Genomic DNA, 19152 nt, shown 5'->3' with positions numbered 1-19152 from the left:
CAGCATCCCGCTGGCGGCGGCCCCGCCCGTTTCCCCGTTCCTGGCGTTTGGCCCGGCCCCGGAGGCACCGGCCAGTACCATTACGGGTTATATGCACGCAATCCGCTTCTCCTCTCGGAGGTGTGCGTGACGACGACCGGTCGACGGCGGCCCACCCCCGCCGACCCGAGCCCCGAGCCGGCGCCAGGCGGCCGGGTGCCGAGCGGGACGGATCGGGACCTGCCGCCCGAGCTGGGCCCGGACGCGGTCGGCGTACTCGACGGGTTGTCGTTCATGCTCTCCGACGCGACCGGGGACGTGCCGGCCGGCTCGATCGGCGGGCTGATCCACGAGGACACCCGGTTCCTGAGCCGCTGGGAACTCCTGCTCGGCGGCGTCCGGCCGCTGCTGCTCGGCTCCAGCTCGGTCGACCCCTACTCGGCGGCGTTCTTCCTGGCCAACGCGGAGCTGCCGGAGTTGCCCGCCAACCGGGTCGGGATCCGCCGGCAGCGTTTCGTCGGCGAGGGGATGTTCGAGCGGATCTCGGTGCAGTGCTTCGCCGACGAACCGGTGCCGATCGAGCTGCGGCTGGCGGTCGACGTCGACTTCGCCGACCTCTTCGAGGTCAAGGAGCAGCTCCGGGACCGTTCCGGCCAGATCGTCCGGGAACATACCGCCGACGGCTCCCGGCTCAGCTTCGGCTACCGCAACGAGGGGTTCACGGTCAGCACCGAGATCCGGGCGGTCCCGCCGGCGAGCCGGATCGAGGGCGACGACCTGGTCTGGGACCTCCTGCTGCATCCGGGGGAGAGCTGGGAGGTCGAGCTGCACGTGCCGCTGCACTACGTCAGCGTGCACGTGGTGCCGACCCGTCGAGAGTTCGGCGACGTGTTCGAGGTCGGCAGGGACGACGACTCGACCGGCCGGTGGCGGTCCAGCCGACCCGAGGTGCACGCCGACTCGGACCTGGTCCGCGACGTCTACCACCAGTCCGTGGCCGACCTGGTCTCGATGCGGGTCGAGAAGGAGATCGCCGGGGAGCGGATCGTCTTCACCGCCGCCGGGCTGCCGTGGTTCCTCACGCTCTTCGGGCGGGACTCGGTGATCACCGCCTACCAGGCGCTGATCGGCGGGCCGGAACTCGCCCGGGGCACCCTGCTGACCCTCGCCGCGCACCAGGCCGTCGACCTGGACGACTTCACCGACCGCGAGCCGGGCAAGATGCCGCACGAGTACCGTGGCGGCGAGCTGACCCGACTCGGCGTCAAGCCGCACAACCCGTACTACGGCGCCGCCGACACCACCCAGCTCTGGCTGGTGCTGCTCTCGGAGTACTGGCGCTGGACCGGTGACGAGCGGTTGCTGCACGACGTGCGGGAGAACGCCTACGCGGCGCTGCACTGGATCGACGAGTACGGCGACTCGGACGGCGACGGCTACGTCGAGTACGCCACCCGGTCCACCCAGGGGCTCGGCAACCAGTGCTGGCGGGACTCCTGGAACGGGGTGCAGACCGCCGACGGGACGATCCCGGTGCTGCCGATCGCGACCTGCGAGATCCAGGGCTACACCTATGACGCGAAGCTGCGGCTGGCCGAACTCGCCGACGGCCCGTACGCGGATCCGGAGCTGGCCCGGCGGCTGCGCGCCGATGCCGCCGAGCTGGCCGACCGGTTCAACCGGGACTTCTGGCTCGACGACCGGGGCGGCTACTACGCCCTCGGGCTGGACGGGGACAAACAGCCCATCGACGCGATGACCTCCAACATGGGACACCTGCTCTGGAGCGGCATCGTGCCGGCGGAGCGGGCCGCGATCCTGGCCCGGCAGCTCATGTCCGACGAACTCTTCTCCGGCTGGGGCGTGCGTACCCTGTCGACCCGCGATCGCGGCTACAACCCGATCGGCTACCACCTCGGCACCGTCTGGCCGCACGACAACTCGCTCGTCGCGCACGGGCTGGCCCGGTACGGGTTCCGGGCGGAGGCGAACCGGATCATCGAGGCGATGCTGGAGGCGGCCCGGTATTCCGACAACCGGCTGCCGGAGGCGTTCTCCGGTTACGACCGCTCGTTCGGCCGGGTTCCGGTGCCGTACCCGACCGCCTGCAATCCGCAGGCCTGGGCCAGCGCCGCGCCGCTGCTCTTCCTGCGGACCATGTTCGGGCTGGAGGCGGTCGAGGGGCGGTTCGTGCTCGACCCGGAGGTCCCGGAGCGGTTCGGACGGATCCAGCTCAACCGGGTACAGGGCTTCGGCCAGCGCTGGGAGATCGAGGTCAACGGCCGGCAGGGCCACCTGCGGCTGGTGCCCTGACCTCGACCGCGCCCCGGAGACCGGGAACCTGCACGGGCTGCTGGCGGCGTCGGCCGGCCGCCCCGGCCAGGTCGAGTGCGGTCCGGAGCAGCGCGACCGCCGGTGGGATCTCGGCATCGGTGATGTTGCCGTACCCGAGGACCAGCGCGGGCGACCCGGCCCGCTCCACCCGGTACGCGTCGAGGTCCGCCAGCCGCAGTCCGGCCGCCTCCGCCCCGGCGACCACCGCAGCGGTGTCGGTGCCGGCCGGCAGGTGCAGCAGGACGTGCAGTCCGGCGGCGGTGCCGGCCACCCGGCCGTCCGGCACCCGGACGGCGAGTTCGCGCAGCAGCAGGTCGCGTCGGGTCCGGAACCGGCGTCGGGCCGCCCGCAGGTGCGTGTCGTACCAGCCCCGGTCGATGAAGGTGGCCAGGGCGAGCTGGTCCAGCACCGGCGGCGGCGCCGCGACGGCGTTCGCCGACCGGAGTGCCGGCAGCAGGGCCGGCGGTGCCACCGTCCAACCCAGGCCGAGGGCGGGGGAGAGGGTCTTGCTGACCGAGCCGACCAGGAAGACCCGGCGGGGGTCCAGGCCCTGCATCACCGCGATCGGCCGGCGGTCGTAGCGGAACTCGGCGTCGTAGTCGTCCTCGACGACGTACCCGTCGACCGCCCGCGCCCAGCGCACCAGTTCGGCCCGGCGGCCGGGGCTGAGCATGGCCCCGGTCGGAAACTGGTGCGCCGCGCCGACCACCACCGCCCGCACCCCGCCCGCCCGGGTCAGCTCGGCCACCCGCAGCCCGTCCCGGTCCACCGGGACCGGGACGGTCCGCAGCCCGGCGCTCGCCGCCGCGTCCCGGAGCCGACCCCAGCCCGGCTCCTCCACCGCCACCTCGGCGATCCCCTCCGCCCGCAGCGCCCGGCAGATCCGGAACAGCCCGTCGGTGATGCCGGCGCAGACCAGCACCGACCCGGGCTGCGCGTCGGCGCCGCGCGACCGGCGCAGGTATTCCGCGAGCGTGCCGCGCAATGCCGGATGGCCGGCCGGGTCGGGTGGACCGAGGTCGTACCGCGCGGCCGAGCCGGTGACCGTGTGCACCGCCTCGGCCCAGCGTCGGCGGGGGAAGGCCCGCAGGTCGGGCAGGCCGGGCGCCAGGTCGTAGCGGAGCGGTGGCAGCGCCGGTCCGGGCACCGCGCGGCGGCGTGCCGGTGCGGTCTCCGGCGACCACGAGACCCGGGTGGCCGAGCCGACCCGGGCCGCGAGGTAGCCCTCGGCGACCAGTTGGGCGTACGCCTCGGTCACCACCCACCGCGAGCAGTCGAGTTCCTCGGCGAGCGCCCGGCTGGGCGGTACGGCGGCGCCGGTCGCGAGCCGGCCGTCCCGGATCGCGGCCCGCAGCGCCCGGGTCAGCCGGTCGTGCAGGGGACGCCGGGCGCGTTCCCGGGGCTCGATCTCCAGCAGGGTGGCCCACGCGGAATTGGTCTGGGATTCTGCCACGATATTGGAGCGTACCGCCCGTCCGATCGCGCCTACCGTTTCAGTCATGACCCACAACATCGCGCTCGGCGCCATGCTCTTCGGCACTGTCCAGGACGAGCGGCGCTCCTTCGAACTCCTGGACCACTTCGTCGAGGCCGGCGGCACCTGGATCGACACGGCCAACTGCTACGCCTTCTGGGCGGACCCCAGCGGGTACGGCGGGCAGAGCGAGGAACTGCTCGGCCGCTGGCTGGCCCGCCGCCCGGGGGTACGCGACCGGATCAGGATCAGCACCAAGGTGGGCTGTGAGCCGACCGTGGCCGGCCGGTTCCCGGAGACCGCGGAGGGCCTCTCCGCCTCGGCGATCAAGCACGGGATCGACGGCAGCCTCCGCCGGCTCGGCGTGGAGCACGTCGACCTCTACTGGGCGCACATGGAGGACCGCCGCACGCCGCTGGCGGAGACGGTGGCCGCCTTCGACGAACTCGTCTCCGCCGGTACGGTCGGCGCGCTCGGCTGCTCGAATCACGCGATCTGGCGGGTGGAGCGGGCCCGGGAGATCGCCCGGACGAACGGGATGACCGGGTTCACGGCGGTGCAGCAGCAGCTCAGCTACCTCCGGCCCCGCCCCGGGACCCGACCCAGCGTGGTGCACCGGTTCGGTGCGGTCAGCGACGAGGTCGTCGACTACCTGGAGTCCCACCCCGAGATGTCGCTCTGGGCGTACACGCCGCTGCTCGGCGGCCAGTACACCCGGGCGGACAAGCCGCTGCCGCCGGAGTACGAGCACCCCGGCACCGAGCGCCGGCTCGCCGTACTGGACGAGATCGCCGCCGAGACCGGCACCAACCGCAACCAGGTGGTGCTCGCCTGGCTGACCGGGGGCAACCCGGCCGCCACCCCGATCGTCGGGGTGAGCACGGTCGCCCAGTTGCGGGAGGCCCTGGCCGGGGTGGCGCTGGTGCTCACCGCCGAACAGCGGGCCCGGCTCGACGCCGCCGCCTGACCAGGCTGCCGGGCGCCGACGGCCCGGAACCCGGCCCGACGAGCCGGCCCGGCGGATCGGGGGCGGGCGCGGGCGTGCGGTGCCGGGGAACCGGACGCGGGTCCGGGTGGCCACCTCGACGGTGACCACCCGGACCCGGTGCCGTGCCGGCCGGGCTACCGTCCGGCGAGCGCGCCGTCCGGCCCGAACCTCGGCCGGAGCTGCTGGAGCCCGGTCGCGTCCACCTCGGCCGCCGGGCCGTGGTAGATCGCGTTGTACAGCAGGTTGAACTGCGCCCGGGGCAGGGTACGGAAGGTGATCTCGCTGCCGTACGTCACCACCTGGCCCTTGCCGACGTCGAAGGAGGCGGTGTTGACCGTCCCCCGGATGTGCTCGGCGCCGCGCAGGTATCCGCTGGCCAGCACCTCACCCTCGGCCGGGTACTTCGACACCACCGTCCCCTTGCCGGTCAGCTCCCACGCCTGGGTGTCGTAGAGCCAGATTGGCCAGGACTCCGGCATGCCCCAGGCGACCGGGTTGGTCGGGTCGAACTCCTGGTGCAGCAGGCTGCCGCCGGTGACGAACTCGTCCTCGTCGTCGGGCAGGGCCGGCTTGATCGGCAGCTTCAGCAGCTCCTGCACGGTCGCCACCGAGCTGCCGATCGCCAGCAGCGTGCCGCCGTTCCGGACGAACTGCGCCAGCTTGCGCCAGCCCTTGTCGCCCACCCCGTAGGCCCAGGAGTACTTCTCGGCGTACTCCTTCGGGTCGAGGCCCTCGACGATGTCGTCCTTGGAGATGCCGTGCGACAGGACGATGGTGTCGTACAGCTCGTTCAGCGACTTCCGCTGGAAGTCCTGCGCCGCGACGACGTCGTAGTTGATGCCGTACTGGTCGAACTGCCACATGTCCCAGCCGCCCGGCATGTTGCCGACGCCCCGGAAGAGTCCGACCCGGGTCTGCGGCTTGAGCTGCACCCCCGCGACGCGCGGCGCCCGGGCCACCGCGGTGACCGGGAGGCCGACCTTCGCCGAGGCGGTCGCCAGCACGTTGCGGGCCTGCGGGGTGGCCGGCACGACGTAGGTACCGGGCGGATAGCTGCCGCCCTGCGCGTCGAACCCCTGCGCGGCGCGGAACGTCGGGATGTTGGCGTCCTGCAACGCCGAGACGATCTGGATCGTCCCGTACGACTCGGGGCGGACCAGGTAGGCACCCCGGTCGCCGGGGGCGGGCGGCATCGTCACCTGGGGCAGCTTCACCGAGGCGACCCGTTCCAGGCTGGCCTCGAACGGCGCGCGGATCTCGGCGACGTCGACCCCGAGTTGCAGCGGCAGGCTGGTCGTCGCCTCGGCGTACGGCAGCAGCACCGGGCAGTCGCCGCAGTCCCGCACCTCGGGGTACCGGTCGGTGCCGAGCACCTGGTGCGCCCAGTTGCCGCGCGGCTGCCGCATCTTGATCACATATGAGCCGGCGCCGTAGCGCTTCCCGTCGGCGACGAACTCCGAGGTGGCCCGGTCGATCTCCACCTGTGTCCACTCCAGACGCTGGAGCATCTCGAAGGTCGCGTACGGGTCACGCTGCTCGGCGTCGACCACGAACGCGTAGCTGCCGGCCGGTACGCCCTTGGTCATGTACTCGTGCGGCACCGCGTACAGGTTGTCGTAGAGCAGGTCCCGGCCGTTATTCGCGGTGTACTCCATCCCGGCGTAGGTGGCGATCTTCGCGTAGTCGACGATGTCCGCCAGGGTCCAGGTGTTGGAGCGGTACGGCTCGATCAGGCTCATCCTGGCCTGCTGCGGGCCGAGCGGGCGGCCGTCCGGCGACACCTGCGGGTAGGCGTAGTCGGTCACCGAGGCGATCTCGGTCAGGTAGACGCCGGAGCCGGTGAACGGGAAGAACCCGACCGGCTGCTCCAGGGTCCAGAAGATGTGGTAGTCGAGGCTGCCCACCCCGGTCTTGCCGGCGGCGGCGAGGGCCCGGGCGGCGTGCTGACCGATCGCCGAGACCGAGGAACTCATGTTCGCCGGCACGTTCTCGCTGGTGATCCCCCCGTACGGCGGTACGAAGATCCGGCTGCCGGTGTTCCCCTTCTGGTGCATGATGTGCACGATCGCCGGCCGGTACTTCTTCTCCAGCGCCAGCCGGTACTGCGCCTCGATCTGGGTGAACATCGTCCAGTCGCGGTTGTCGTCGTGCCCGGTGTACTTGTGGTAGAGGTCCGGGTACGTCCGTCGGTAGTCCGTCCCGGCGGTGGAGTTGAAGTGGTCGATGATGAGGTGCTGGCCGTCCGGGTTCTGCGACGGGACCAGCACGATGACCGAGTTGTTCAGGACGTTCCTGGTGAACTCCGAGTCCTCGGTGGCGAGCCGGTGCACGATGTCGTTGATCGCCTGTCCGTTGCCGACCTCGCTGGAGTGGATCGTCGCCTCCAGGTGGTAGAACGGCACCCCCTCCCCGGCGAGCCTGCGGGCCTCCTCCGGGCTGGTGTTGCGCGGGTCGGAGAGCTTCTGGTTGATCTCGACCAGGCGGTCCAGCCGGCGCAGGTTCTTCGGCGCGCTGATCAGCACGGTGGCGTACTCGTTGCCCATCGTGGTGCGGCCGATCGTCTCGTAGTCGACCCGGTCGGAGCGTTCCGCGACCAGTTTCATGTAGCGGAGCACGTCGGGATAGCCGGCCAGTTTCCCTTCGGCGCCCATCTTGAAGCCGAAGTGCTGTTCCGGAGTGGGGATGGGTGCGGCCCGCGCGGTGCCGGCGGCCTCGGCGAGACCGGGGCCGGCGGTGGCGGTTGGTGCGACGGCGGTGGAGCCGACCAGGGCCAACAGGCCGACACAGGCGGTGTACAACAACGGGGGGCGGGTTTTGAGCATCGCGGGACCTTTCGACTCGACATCAGTCGTCGTAGATCGACCGTGCCTGAACGCTAGCGGTGTGAATGAAGATCCACAGTGGGGTCGCTGTTCGCGTTTGTTCGGTCTTCGGTCCCGCTGGGCGGAAGCTCAAGAATGCCTCAACACTGTTGCTCCGGGTACGGGCCGCGAGGTATCAAGAGCCATGATCGCCGGGGGGCCGCAGCCAGGGATCGGCGACCGGTTCCACCGGGCCGCCGCCGAGGTGCCCACCCGCCGGCCGGATCGGCTGCACGCCCGCGCGCTCGCGTTGATGCTCACCGACCGGTCGGCCCGGGGGATAGCCGACCGGCTCGGCCACCTGATCTACTCCGGGGAACTCGGCGCGGGGCTGCACCTGCCCACCGTGCGCGCCCTGGCCGCCGCGCTGCACGTCGGCCCGACCACGATCGCGTCGGCCTGGGCCCAACTGCGGCAACGCGGGCTGATCCACTCCGATCGGCGGCACGGCAGTTTCGTCCGTGGCCCGGGGCGGCTCGCCGGCCGCCGCTACGCCAGCCTGCCGGCTCCGGCCCGGGTCCGGCTGGACCTCTCCACCGCCCTTCCCGACCCGGCCCTGCTGCCGGACCTGGCCGGCCCGATGGCCGAGGCGGTGCACGGCGCCCGCTGGCGCAGCTATCCCGACGACACCGTGGACGCGCACCTGGCGGCCGTGCTGGACCCGAGCTGGCCGTTCGAGGCCGAGGACTTCACCGTGACCAGCGGTGCGCACGACGCCGTGCACCGGGTCGCCGACGTGCTGCTGCACCCGCACGACCGGGTGGTCGTCGAGGAGGTCGCCGCCGCCTCGCTGCTGGACATCGTCGAGGACCACCGGGCCCGGGCGACCCCGGTGGTCTGCGACGACGAGGGACCGCTGCCCGAGGCGCTCGAACTCGCCCTGGCCGCCCAGCCCAGGATGCTGCTGTTCCAGTCCAGGATGGCCAGCCCGCACGGCCACGCACTGTCCCGGCGGCGTGCCCAGGCGCTGGTGCCGATGCTCGCCGACCGGGACATCGTGATCGTCGAGCAGGACACCGCGCACGAACTCGCGCCGGCCCCGGACGTCTCGCTCGGCGAGTACCTGCCGGAGCAGACCCTCCTGGTGCGGAGCTGGAACAAGTCCCACGGACCGCACCTGCGGGTCGGCGCGCTGGCCGGGATCGGGCGGGTGGTGGCCCGGGTCCGGGCCCGGCAGCGGGCGACCGGCAGCTGGCCGTCGGTGCTGACCCAGCGGGCCCTCGCGCAGATGCTCACCGACCCGCAGACACAGGCGGCGATCCGGCTGGCCCGCACCCGCTACCGGCAGCGCCGGCAGCGGATGGTCCGGGCCCTGCACGAGCACGGGCTGGCCCCCACCGGTGTGGCCGGGCTCTCCGTCTGGGTGCACGTCCGCAACGCCGGGGCGGCGATCCGGTCGCTGGCCGCCGACGGCATCGGGATCGCCTCCGGTGCCCCGTTCGTCGCGTACGGCGACGGCAGGTCGCACGTGCGGATCGGTACCACCCTGCCGCACGACCAGCACACCCGGATCGCCCGTACCCTCGGCGAGGCGCACCGGGGCTGACCGGCCGGCGGTCCCGGCGAGGGCCGGCGCACCGACCCCCGCGCGGCCGCCCGCCGGCCGCCCCGCCGGTCTCACGGGCCGGGCTCGGCTCCCTCGTCGGCGGCGGACCGGTCCGCGTCGTCCTGCCCGGCGGCCTCGGCGGGCGGGATGGGGAAGTTGCGGTCGAAGACGTTGTCGGGGTCGTAGACCGCCTTGAGCGCGCGCAGCCGGCCGAGGGTGGGCTCGGGAAACGCGTCCAGCAGGCGCTCCGGTGCGGTGTCCACCTCGAAGCTGAGGTACATGCCGTCGAGGTGCGGATAGAGCTCGGCCCAGTGCCGGTCGAGCCGGGACCGCCGCTGCGGGACGGTGGCGGCGAGCACCGAGAAGTTCTGGGTCCGGTGTGGATAGGCGGTCTCGTCCCGGGCGACGTCGTTGACGGCGCCGCCGACGGAGCGGAGCTGCATCACCAGTACGTCGCCGGAGCGGATCATCTTCGCCATCGCGCTCGCGGCCGCCGCGTCGACGTGGTGCAGCAGGCCGCTGTGGCTGTCCACCAGCCCCTGGCCCCGATGCTGGTTGCCGGGCGGCGCGACGATCGCCGGATAGGGCACCAGCTGGGCCTGCTGGTCGAGGACCGGTCCGATCTCCAGGAACGGGCTCAGCGCTGCCTCGGCCGCCTCGACGTCGTCACCGGCGTAGACCAGGGTGACCTGGGCCATCGGTGCGGCACCGCGCCGGGCGGGAAAGAGGGAGAGGAAGCTGGTGATCTCCCGGGGGGACTGCTCGACCAGCCCGCCCCAGCGCTGGAGCAGCTCGGCCGGCTCCGAGGCGTCCACCACGAGCTGGGCGTAGACGACGTTGCCGATCTCGTACGCCTCCAGTTCGAGGGCGGTGACGACGCCGAAGTTGCCGCCGGCACCGCGTACCGCCCAGAAGAGGTCGGGGTGGTGGTCCCGGTCGACCCGGAGCAGTCGCCCGTCCGCGGTGACGATCTCGGCGGCGACGACGTGGTCGATGGTCAGCCCGTACTTCCGGACCAGATAGCCGATCCCGGCGGTGGTGGCGAGCCCGCCGACGCCGACGTCGCCGTAGTCGCCGGAACTCATCGCCAGGCCGTACGGGGCGAGCGCCCGGGCGACGTGCCCCCAGCGGGCACCCGGTTCCAGCCGGATCCGCCGGGTCGCCCGGTCGAGCACCTCGACCCTGTTCAGCTTCGACAGGTCCAGCAGGATCCCGCCGTCGTTGGTGGAGCGGCCGCTGATGCCGTGCCCGCCGCTGCGTACCGAGATCGTCACGCCTTGCGACCGGGCGTACCCGAGCGCCTCCACCACCTCGGCGGCGCTCTCCGGCCGGATCACCAGTGCGGGCGAGCCCTGCCGGCTGTAGCTGTGCCGGACGCGGTCGTACTCGGGGTCGCCGGGTTCGATCGCCCGCCCGGCCAGCGCGACCGGCAACGCGTCGTAGTCGATGCCCCGGTGTCGCCTGGCCAGCGCGACGGAGGGCCGGACCGGCCCGGTCGCGGTGCCGTTCTTGCGCCGCTCGGTGGCGACCGCCTCGCGCAGTGCCGGTGCCACCTCCCGGCCGAACGTCTGGAGCAGGCGCGGGTCGTCCCGGCCGATCAGGAACGCGCTGAACCCCTCGTCGAGGACGAGCGGGAGCAGTTGGTCGACCCACTGCGCGGGCGGCCCCTGTAGGAAGCCGCGTCCGGCGGCGGAGAAGTCGACCTGCATGATGTTGAGCAGCCGGCGGATCTGCCGGGGATCGCGTCCGGCCGCGACCGCCGCCTCGTCGATCAACCGGTTCGCGGTGACCCGGTCCGGGGTGTCCAGGTATTCCTGGGTCGGTAGCCATCCGTCGGCCTTGCGCCCGGTCAGCGCCAGCATCCGGGGCTTGTACGCACCCAGCCAGATCCCGATCTCGTGCGCCGGCGCGGGGCCGCGCCGCATTCCGGGTACCGGGTAGTGCTCGCCGGGCAGTCGCAGCGGTCCCGCCGTCGCGGTGTCCCAGACCCCGCGCAGCACGTCGATCGCCTCGTCCAGCGCCGCCACCCCCGGGCCGGCGCCGAGCCGGCGGGCGCCCATCCCCTCGATCGCGTCCCAGAACGCCCCGGCGCCGAGCCCGAGTTCGAACCGGCCTCCGGAGAGCAGGTCGAGGCTGGCGGCGGCCCGGGCCAGCACGGTCGGCGGGCGCAGCGGCAGGTTGAGCACGTTGGCCGAGACCCGAATCCGCTCGGTACGGGCGGCGACCCAGCTCAGCAGGGTCCAGGTGTCGAGGAAGCCGGGGTTGTAGGGGTGGTCCTGGAAGGTGGCCAGATCCAGTCCGGCCGACTCCGCCAGCTCGGCCAGCTCCACCACCCGCTCGGGCGCCTCCGCACTGGGCGTGATGAACGCCCCGAAGAGCAGCTCATGGCCGTAATCGGGCATTGCTTACCTCCGCGCCCCGTCGGTCAACCGACAGGAACTCTAAGTGGAACATCTTCTGCCAGACAACTCATATGGCGAGCAACATATTCCGCGCGGGGTTCGGAGCAGCGTCGGCCCCCTCCAGGGACTCCCGGAGGGGGCCGACCGAACGGTTCCCGAGCTGGCGGGTCAGCTCGACGGGTACGGCCGCGCCGCCAGCAGCTGCGCCAGGTGTGCGGCATTGCGGGCCAGTGTCCTGGTGGCGGCGCCGGTGGTCTCCGGCTTCGGCCCGGCGTCGCGGTAGTCGGTACCGCCCATCGCCTCGCCGACCCAGTAGGTGGACGCGGCGGCGGCGACGCTGAACCCGACGTCGTTGAGTGCCTGGAGCACCTCGGCGGTGACGTGGTGCGCCCCGTCCTCGTTGCCGACCACGGCCACCGCGCCGACCTTGCCGTAGGTCCGCAGCCGGCCCTGCTCGTCGGTCTCGGAGAGTTCGGCGTCGAGGCGTTCCAGCACCATCTTGCAGACGCTGGAGGGCTGACCCAGCCAGATCGGGGTGGCCACGACGAGGATCTGCGACTCCATCAGCTTGGCCCGGATGGCCGGCCACTCGTCGCCGTCGCCCTCGTCGGTGGAGACACCGAATCTGACCCGGTGGTCCACCACCCGGACCACCTCGCCCTGCACGTCGTGGTCGGCCAGCGCGGCGAGGACCTCCCGGCCGAGCAGTTCGGCGCTGGACGGCGCGGGGGAGGGCTTGAGGGTGCAGCACAGGACGAGGGCACGCAGGGTGGGCATGTCGCTCCTCAGCTCGATCTTCCGGTACCCGGAGATCCCTACCCCGGCGGTCTCCGGCCGAACCATCGCCGGAGATCGCCACGCGCCCGTCCACCCGTCCGCCGGCCCGATCCAGCGAATGTCCGGCAGGTGCCGTCCGACGGAAGGACGGCACCGACAAACCGGCCCGAAGCTCCGGCCCGGTGTGGCACAGTCGTCGGAAGTCGGTGCGGAAGGGTGGGAGACCGGCGGTGGAGACCAACATGACCGAGCGGCTGCTGGACGCGCTCAAGCGGGCCTCGGAGGCGCACGGGGAGCACGAGAAACAACTCGGCCGGGCCGACCCCGACTGGCCGCAGTGGTATGCCGAGCACATGACCCGGACCCTGACCGCAAACGGCTACGAGCTGACCCGGGCCACGCTGTCGTAGCCGCCCGGCCCGGTCCCGCCGCCGAGAACCCCCGGCGTCAGCCCAGCACCAGCACCCCGTAGTAGTCGAGCCGGTCGACCGTCACCGACAGCCGGCTGTGCCGGCAGGACCAGGCCGGCACCCGCGACCCCGCGAAGTCGGGCGAGACCAGCGTGATCCGCCGGGGGCAGGAGGGCAGCTCCACCCGTACGTCGACGCCGGTCTGCGGGATGATGCCCCGCTGGTAGTTGTGGTTGACCAGGTGCAGCGTCCGCGCCCCACTGCCGCGCTGCACCAGCAGGCTCGCCGCGACGTTGCCGGTGCTCACCCGGACCTGCTGCGCGGCGTGCGCGTTGCCGCGGTAGAGCGCCCGGTGCTCCCGGTAGAACCGGGTGTACGTCCGGAAGAAGCCGAGCATCCCGGCCTGCTCCGCCGTCGGGCCGCCGACCGTGTCCCTGAGGTGGAAGGCCGGGAAGAGCCCGTTGGCGTAGGCCTCGGCGCCGAAGATCTGCCAGTAGTCCCGCTTCTCCGCGAGCGGCAGGTTCTGGTAGTTGGTCATCATGTCGTTGGGCCAGTCGATGAAGACCGCCACCGGCACGTCACCGGCGATCTCGCGGTTGCGCTCCTTCAGGTAGCGGTAGTTGGCCTGCAACGACTTCGCCCCGTTGAGGTGCCCGTCGACCACCGGCACGTAGTCGGCGCCCCGGAAGTCGGGGGTCTGCTCGTCGGGGTTCCACGGATACATCCCGACGCTGTTGAAGTCGACGTACGGCAGCAGCCCGTTCGAGCTGACCAGGAGGTGCCGGTCCGCGCTGTCCCGGGCGTACGCCCGCAGCTCGTCCACCAGCTCCTTCCAGTACCGCCGCAGGTAGCTGGCGGTGAAGGAGTGGTCGTCGGCGTACATCCGGTTGGCGGTGACCCGTCCCCACTCGGCGGCCATCGGGTTGCCGGGGTTGAGCGGGTCGAGGTGCCAGCCGCCCGCCCGCAGGTAGTCGCGGTAGTTGAAGTTGCCGGTCAGGTCGTCGGCCGGCACGTCGGGGCGGACCAGGTTGTCGTCGGTCATCCCGAACCGGGACTTCCAGTCGGCGGCGGTGAAGGCCGGGTACTTCGCCAGCAGGTACCGGTTGAAGTCGGCGATGGCGTGGTCGTCGAAGCCCTCGTTGCCGTTGAAGCCGTACTTCTGCCCGCCGCTGAACCCGGCGTTGACCTCGTCGAGGTTGATCCCGTCCACCCCGCCGTCGATCTGGATCTTCGCCCAGTCGAGCAGGTAGTCCCGGTACCTCGGATTGAAGATGTTGCCCCGGCGGGCCGGGTCGGGGAAGCCGAACTCGTCGTGCGGTACCGGATTGTTCTCCGCGTCCCGGGTCGACATGTCGTCGAAGATCTCGGTGCTGGCGAAGTCGTGCGGGAAGATGACGCTGGCCGTCCCGCTGCCCATGAAGGTGATGCCCCTGGCGTGGTAGCGCCGGATCTGCTCGAAGTTGTAGTCGGCCGCCTCGTCGCCGTTGGTGGACCACTTCCCGATGGCCCGGATGGTGACGTCGGGGACGAGTTCGTAGACCTGCGGGTCCTCCTCGTGCACGTCGGACTGGCTGAAGCCGAAGACGGCGAAGTCCGCCGCCCGGGCGTCGCGGCCAGCCGGGGGCCCGGAGCCGGCCGGCGCGGCGGCGGCGGGCGGCACCGGCAGCATCACCGCGAGTACGACGGCGCAGAGTGCCCGGTGTGGTGTTCCGGATCGCCGTGGCATCGCGTTCCTCCGGTGGCCAGCATTCCCGCGTCCTCCGCCGGCCGGGTGCCGCGCTGCCGCCGGCAGGGCACCGCGAGCATATGCCCGGAGTACCAATATAGAAAGCTGTCTATTGCGGGCAGTTGCCGCTGGTCCGGGTGACCGTGTATTCGGTGTCGTCGTGGGTGATGCCGGACGGCTCGCCGTCGAAGTACGCCTCGACCTTCTGCCAGCCCTGCCGCTGCTCGTAGTGCAGGTGCGGCGCGCCGGAGTTGCCGGTGCTGCCGACCCGTCCGATCTGCTCGCCCTGTTCGACCCGCTGACCGACCTCGACCAGCGGCGGTTCGAGCAGGTGCAGGTACTGCGTCTCCCACTTGCCGCCATGGTCGATCTTCACCCAGTAGCCGCCGCCCCGGCCGCGCGGACCGTCCGGGTTCTCCGGGGTACGGCCGCCGAGCGAACCGTTGATCCCGGCGACCGTGACCCGACCGCCGTACGACGCCAGCACCGGCCGCCCCCACGCCTCGCCCTCGGTCGGGAAGAGGTCGACGTCGTAGTCGTCGTGCCCGGGATAGGTGCCGAGTTGCCACGCCTCGCCGCAGGCCACCGGCAGTTGGAAGAGCGGGCGCGGACCGGGTGGCCAGAGCAGCACCGCGGCGATCACGGCCACCGCGAGCACGACCACGGCCGACCCGATCGCGGTGATGGTCAACAGGATCCTGGTGGTACGGCTCCGTGGGCGGCGCCGGGCACGGCGTCTGGTCGGCTGGCCGGTCGTCACCGCCCCGAGGATGGCAGACGACGGCAACCCGCCGGCCGGCGGGTACCCGGCAGGGGAGTTTGTTTCATCGATTGATTTAATCCGGCGGGGTGCCATAGCCTCGCAGGTGCATCGAGACGGATCGGTGGCGGGCAACCACCTCTCCGTCAGCTCGTCGCCCGTCCGGGCCGGCGACGGCTACCCAGCCCCACGATGACGGCCGACAGGATCCTGATCTTCGGCTCCCACCGTCGCGAACCCGCGTACCGGGACGGCCGCCGTCGCGACCCGGCATCAAATCAGACCAACCCTGGCCCCCGTCGGCGACGCTCCCGGTCGGCGATGCGTCGCACCCCACCCGACCGGCCATCCTGTGAGCAGAGAGGATAGTCGATGTCCCAAAGGATTGCGCCGGTGCTCCGGCGTCTGCTGGCGGCGGGCGTGGCGGCCCTGACGGTGCCCGCCGTCGTGGTGGCGGTGTCGGCGCTGCCGTCCCGGGCGGCCGAGGCACCCGCGCACGGCGGTGTCTACACCCTCGCGGTCGGCGCGTCCGGCAAGTGCCTGGAGGTGGTGAACGGTTCGGCCGACAACGGTGCGCTGGTGCAGCAGGCGTCGTGCTCGGCCTCGGCGCGTCAGCAGTGGCGGGTGGTGTCGTCCGTGGGGCGGTTCACCCTGGTGAACGTCGGCAGTACCCGCTGCCTGGACGTGCCGTCGGGCTCGGCGGTGTCCGGGCTGCGGTTGCAGCAGTGGGGCTGCGGCGACGGTACGAAGGTGAACCAGGGGTGGTCCTTCGCGGCCTCGTCGGCGGCCGGAAAATACCGGATCACGAGTGCGGCGAGTGGACTGTGCGTCAGCGACCGGGACGGCGCGGCGGCGGACGGCAACCCGGTCGTCCAGGAGACCTGCGCGGACGTGGCCCGGATGCAGTGGGCCTTCGACCGGGTCGGCGGCACTCCCGACCCGACGCCGACCGGCGGCGGACGGAACTGGTCGAACACGGCCGACGGCTTCGCGCAGGGCACCACCGGCGGGGCCGGCGGACAGACCGTCACGGTCAACACCCAGGCACAACTCAACCAGTACGTCACCGCGAGCGCCCCGTACGTGATCCGGGTCGCCGGCACCATCACCATCAGTCCCAAGGGCACCGAGCTGCGGGTCGCCTCCAACAAGACCATCATCGGGGTCGGCACCAGCGGACACATCGTCGGCGGCGGCTTCTTCCTCGGCGCCGGGGTCAGCAACGTGATCATCCGCAACCTGACCATCCGCGACACCCTGATGCCCGACGACGACCCGGACGACGACGCGTACGACTACGACGCCATCCAGATGGACACCGCGAACCGGATCTGGATCGACCACAACCGGCTGTCCCGGATGAACGACGGCCTGATCGACAGCCGCAAGGACACCACCAACCTGACCGTCTCGTGGAACCACCTGGTCGACAACAACAAGACGTTCGGGATCGGCTGGACCGACAACGTCACCGCCCGGATCACCATCCACCACAACTGGTTCCAGAACACCCGGACCCGCAACCCGAGCGCGGACAACATCGCCTACTGCCACCTCTACAACAACTACCTCCAGAACACCTCCTCGTACGGCAACTACATCCGGGGCCTGACCAAGGGGGTGGTCGAGAACAGCTACTTCGAGAACAGCCGCAACCCGTACTACGTCGAGGCCGGTGAGCTGGTCAACCGGGGCAACGTCCTGGTGAACAGCCCCTGGGACTCCGGCAAGGTCACCTCGAAGGGGTCGGCGTTCAACCCGAGCAGCTTCTACTCGTACACCCTCGACCCGGCTGCCGGGCTGCCCGCGCTGCTGCGCACGTACGCCGGGCCGCAGTCGAACATCGGCACCTGATCCAGCCGACCCGAGCGGCCGGCCCCGCCCCGCGGCCCGGGGCGGGGCCGACCCCGCCTTTGCTCTCCGGGCCGGCATGACCTATGGTTCCTATTCGATGTAGCCGACTCCTTCCCCCGTGGGAGCCGGCTACATCCTTTTTCCGAGACCGTCACCCGGCCCGGCCGGGGAGCCGGACCGCCCGGACGGGGACCCGACCATGCCGGAGAGCACCCCCGCCCGGCCCCGGGCCTCCGCCGGTGCGCTGATCGTCGACACCGACGGCCGGATCCTGCTGGTCGACCCGACGTACAAACCGTTCTGGAACCTGCCGGGCGGCGGCGTCGACACCGGCGAGACACCCCGGGCGGCCTGCCGTCGGGAGCTGCGGGAGGAACTCGGGCTCGATCTCCCGGTCGGTTCGCTGCTCGTGGTCGCCTGGACGGCGAACGGCCCGGACGGACAGCTCTTCTTCGTCTTCGACGGCGGCGTACTGTCGCCGGAGCAGCGGGCGGGGATCGTGCTGCCTCCCGGAGAACTCGCCGGGTACGCCTTCGTCCCGCCGGCCGAGGCCCGGGCGCTGCTCGCCGAGCCCCGCCGGGCCCTGCTGGCCGAGGTGCTGCGGGCCCGTGCCGACGGCCAGGCCCGCTACCTGGAGCTGGCCGGGGCCTGAGTCGACGGTCCCGCCCCGCCGCGTCGAGTTCGATCTTCGGGCGATCCGGCGGTATCGTTGCACGCCGCACCCCTGCTCATGTTCCGGGCCGCCGCCAACGGCATCCGTCCCGAGCCGAGTGGTCCCTCGTCACCCTGGGAGTCGCTCGTGACCCTGCCACCGCCCGAGACGACCGCCGACTGGTTCGGGACCGCCGCCGCCGCGCTGCCCGAGGACGCCGAGCAGAGCGTCCTGGTCGGCCGGATCTGGGATCCCGCCGTCGGCGGACCGTCGCCGGTGCTGGTCCGCGACGGCGACGTCTTCGACCTCAGCGCCGAGTTCGCCACCGTGCGGGACATCTGCGAGCTGCCGGAACCCGCCGCCGTGGTCGCCGGGCTCGCCGGCCGGCGGGTCGGTGCCTTCGCCGAGCTGCTGGCCAACACGGGCCGGGCCGACCGGGACCGCGACCGGCCCTGGCTGCTGGCACCGGTCGACCTCCAGGCGCTCAAGGCCGCCGGGGTGACCTTCGCGGTCTCGCTGCTGGAGCGGGTCATCGAGGAACGGGCCCGGGGCGACCTGGGGCGCGCGGCGGAGATCCGGCAGCGGCTGCTCGCCGAGGTGGGCACCGAGCTGGCGGAGCTGACCCCGGGGTCCGAGCAGGCGGCGCGGTTGAAGGAACTGCTGGTTGCCGAGGGAGTCTGGAGCCAGTACCTCGAGGTGGGGATCGGGCCGGACGCCGAGATCTTCACCAAGGGGCAGGTCCTCTCCGCCGTCGGTACCGCCGAACCCGTCGGCGTACTCGCCGCGTCGACCTGGAACAACCCCGAGCCGGAGGTGGCGCTGCTGGTCGCGTCGACCGGGCGGATCGTCGGGGCGACCCTCGGCAACGACGTGAACCTGCGGGACGTCGAGGGCCGGTCCGCACTCCTGCTGCCGAAGGCGAAGGACAACAACGCCTCGTGTGCGCTCGGCCCGCTGGTCCGGCTCTTCGACGACCGGTTCGACCTGGACCGGGTACGCGGGCTCGAGCTGGCGCTGGAGATCGAGGGCGCGGACGGCTTTCGGCTCGACGGCGTCTCGGAGATGTCGCGGATCTCGCGCGACCCGGCGGAGCTGGTACGGCAGATGCTCGGCCGGCACCACCAGTACCCGGACGGTGCGGTACTGATGCTCGGCACCATGTTCGCGCCGATCCAGGACCGGGACCGCCCGGGGGAGGGCTTCACGCACAGGGTCGACGACGTGGTCCGGATCAGCTCCACCCCGCTCGGCACCCTGGTCAACCGGGTCCGGCACAGCGAGGAGTGCGAGCCCTGGAACTTCGGCATCCGCGACCTGATGGGCAACCTCGCCGGGCGGGGACTGCTCTGAACCGGGCCGGGGCCCGGTGCGGAGGCTGCTCGCCGCCAC

At 72.0% G+C, this 19152-nt stretch carries 13 protein-coding genes; 7 read left to right on the top strand and 6 right to left on the bottom strand.

What is annotated here, in order from left to right; genetic code table 11:
• Positions 1-126 precede the first annotated feature (126 nt).
• Entirely contained in the window at positions 127-2292 is a 2166-nt protein-coding gene (locus tag C6W10_RS20615; RefSeq protein WP_234361358.1) for a glycogen debranching N-terminal domain-containing protein, read from the top strand.
• Here the strand turns inward: C6W10_RS20615 and C6W10_RS20610 are convergent.
• Positions 2255-3766, bottom strand: a complete 1512-nt coding sequence (locus tag C6W10_RS20610; RefSeq protein ID WP_234361357.1) for a PLP-dependent aminotransferase family protein — start codon at positions 3764-3766, stop codon at positions 2255-2257. The genes C6W10_RS20615 and C6W10_RS20610 overlap by 38 nt on opposite strands.
• A 46-nt stretch (positions 3767-3812) precedes the next feature.
• On the opposite strand from C6W10_RS20610, the gene C6W10_RS20605 reads away from it, so the two are divergent.
• Positions 3813-4754 (top strand): aldo/keto reductase, encoded by a 942-nt coding sequence (locus C6W10_RS20605; protein WP_107259685.1) that lies wholly within the window; start codon positions 3813-3815, stop codon positions 4752-4754.
• A gap of 155 nt (positions 4755-4909) precedes the next feature.
• On the opposite strand, the gene C6W10_RS20600 is transcribed toward C6W10_RS20605, so the two are convergent.
• Positions 4910-7597 (bottom strand): M14 family zinc carboxypeptidase, encoded by a 2688-nt coding sequence (locus tag C6W10_RS20600; RefSeq protein WP_159104681.1) that lies wholly within the window; start codon positions 7595-7597, stop codon positions 4910-4912.
• A 184-nt stretch (positions 7598-7781) separates the two neighbouring features.
• Between C6W10_RS20600 and C6W10_RS20595 the strand changes: the two genes are divergently transcribed.
• Positions 7782-9182 carry an aminotransferase class I/II-fold pyridoxal phosphate-dependent enzyme gene (locus tag C6W10_RS20595; protein ID WP_107259681.1) on the top strand — a complete coding sequence of 467 codons (1401 nt, stop codon included), beginning with the start codon at positions 7782-7784 and terminating at the stop codon, positions 9180-9182.
• Between the two features lie 71 nt (positions 9183-9253).
• Here C6W10_RS20595 and C6W10_RS20590 read toward each other — a convergent pair whose 3' ends face one another.
• Together C6W10_RS20590 and C6W10_RS20585 are read right to left on the bottom strand one after the other, a co-directional pair.
• On the bottom strand, positions 9254-11584 hold the full coding sequence (locus tag C6W10_RS20590) for an LLM class flavin-dependent oxidoreductase (RefSeq protein WP_107259679.1): 2331 nt from the start codon (positions 11582-11584) through the stop codon (positions 9254-9256).
• 168 nt (positions 11585-11752) lie between these two features.
• Positions 11753-12361, bottom strand: coding sequence for a flavodoxin family protein (locus C6W10_RS20585; RefSeq protein WP_107264131.1), 609 nt, complete (start codon positions 12359-12361; stop codon positions 11753-11755).
• 230 nt (positions 12362-12591) lie between these two features.
• Between C6W10_RS20585 and C6W10_RS20580 the strand changes: the two genes are divergently transcribed.
• Positions 12592-12771: a hypothetical protein gene (locus C6W10_RS20580; RefSeq protein ID WP_107259677.1), complete on the top strand. Its 180-nt coding sequence runs from the start codon at positions 12592-12594 to the stop codon at positions 12769-12771.
• A gap of 37 nt (positions 12772-12808) precedes the next feature.
• Here the strand turns inward: C6W10_RS20580 and C6W10_RS20575 are convergent, their stop codons facing one another.
• The gene (locus tag C6W10_RS20575) at positions 12809-14497 is read right to left on the bottom strand and encodes a hypothetical protein (protein ID WP_159104680.1); all 1689 of its coding nucleotides are present in this window, start codon (positions 14495-14497) and stop codon (positions 12809-12811) included.
• A gap of 109 nt (positions 14498-14606) precedes the next feature.
• On the bottom strand, positions 14607-15257 hold the full coding sequence (locus tag C6W10_RS20570) for a M23 family metallopeptidase (RefSeq protein ID WP_234359247.1): 651 nt from the start codon (positions 15255-15257) through the stop codon (positions 14607-14609).
• Positions 15258-15629: 372 nt separating this feature from the next.
• On the opposite strand from C6W10_RS20570, the gene C6W10_RS20565 reads away from it, so the two are divergent.
• The 3 genes from C6W10_RS20565 to C6W10_RS20555 all read left to right on the top strand — a co-directional run bounded on the left by C6W10_RS20565 (position 15630) and on the right by C6W10_RS20555 (position 19113).
• The gene (locus tag C6W10_RS20565; RefSeq protein ID WP_107259674.1) at positions 15630-17111 is read left to right on the top strand and encodes an RICIN domain-containing protein; all 1482 of its coding nucleotides are present in this window, start codon (positions 15630-15632) and stop codon (positions 17109-17111) included.
• Positions 17112-17310: 199 nt separating this feature from the next.
• Positions 17311-17763, top strand: coding sequence for an NUDIX hydrolase (locus C6W10_RS20560; protein WP_107259672.1), 453 nt, complete (start codon positions 17311-17313; stop codon positions 17761-17763).
• Between the two features lie 147 nt (positions 17764-17910).
• Positions 17911-19113, top strand: coding sequence for a fumarylacetoacetate hydrolase family protein (locus tag C6W10_RS20555; RefSeq protein WP_234361356.1), 1203 nt, complete (start codon positions 17911-17913; stop codon positions 19111-19113).
• Positions 19114-19152: the final 39 nt, after the last annotated feature.

The sequence above is a fragment of the Plantactinospora sp. BB1 genome (assembly GCF_003030385.1).
Lineage (GTDB): Bacteria > Actinomycetota > Actinomycetes > Mycobacteriales > Micromonosporaceae > Plantactinospora.
This window is presented reverse-complemented; position numbering and strand designations above follow the sequence as displayed.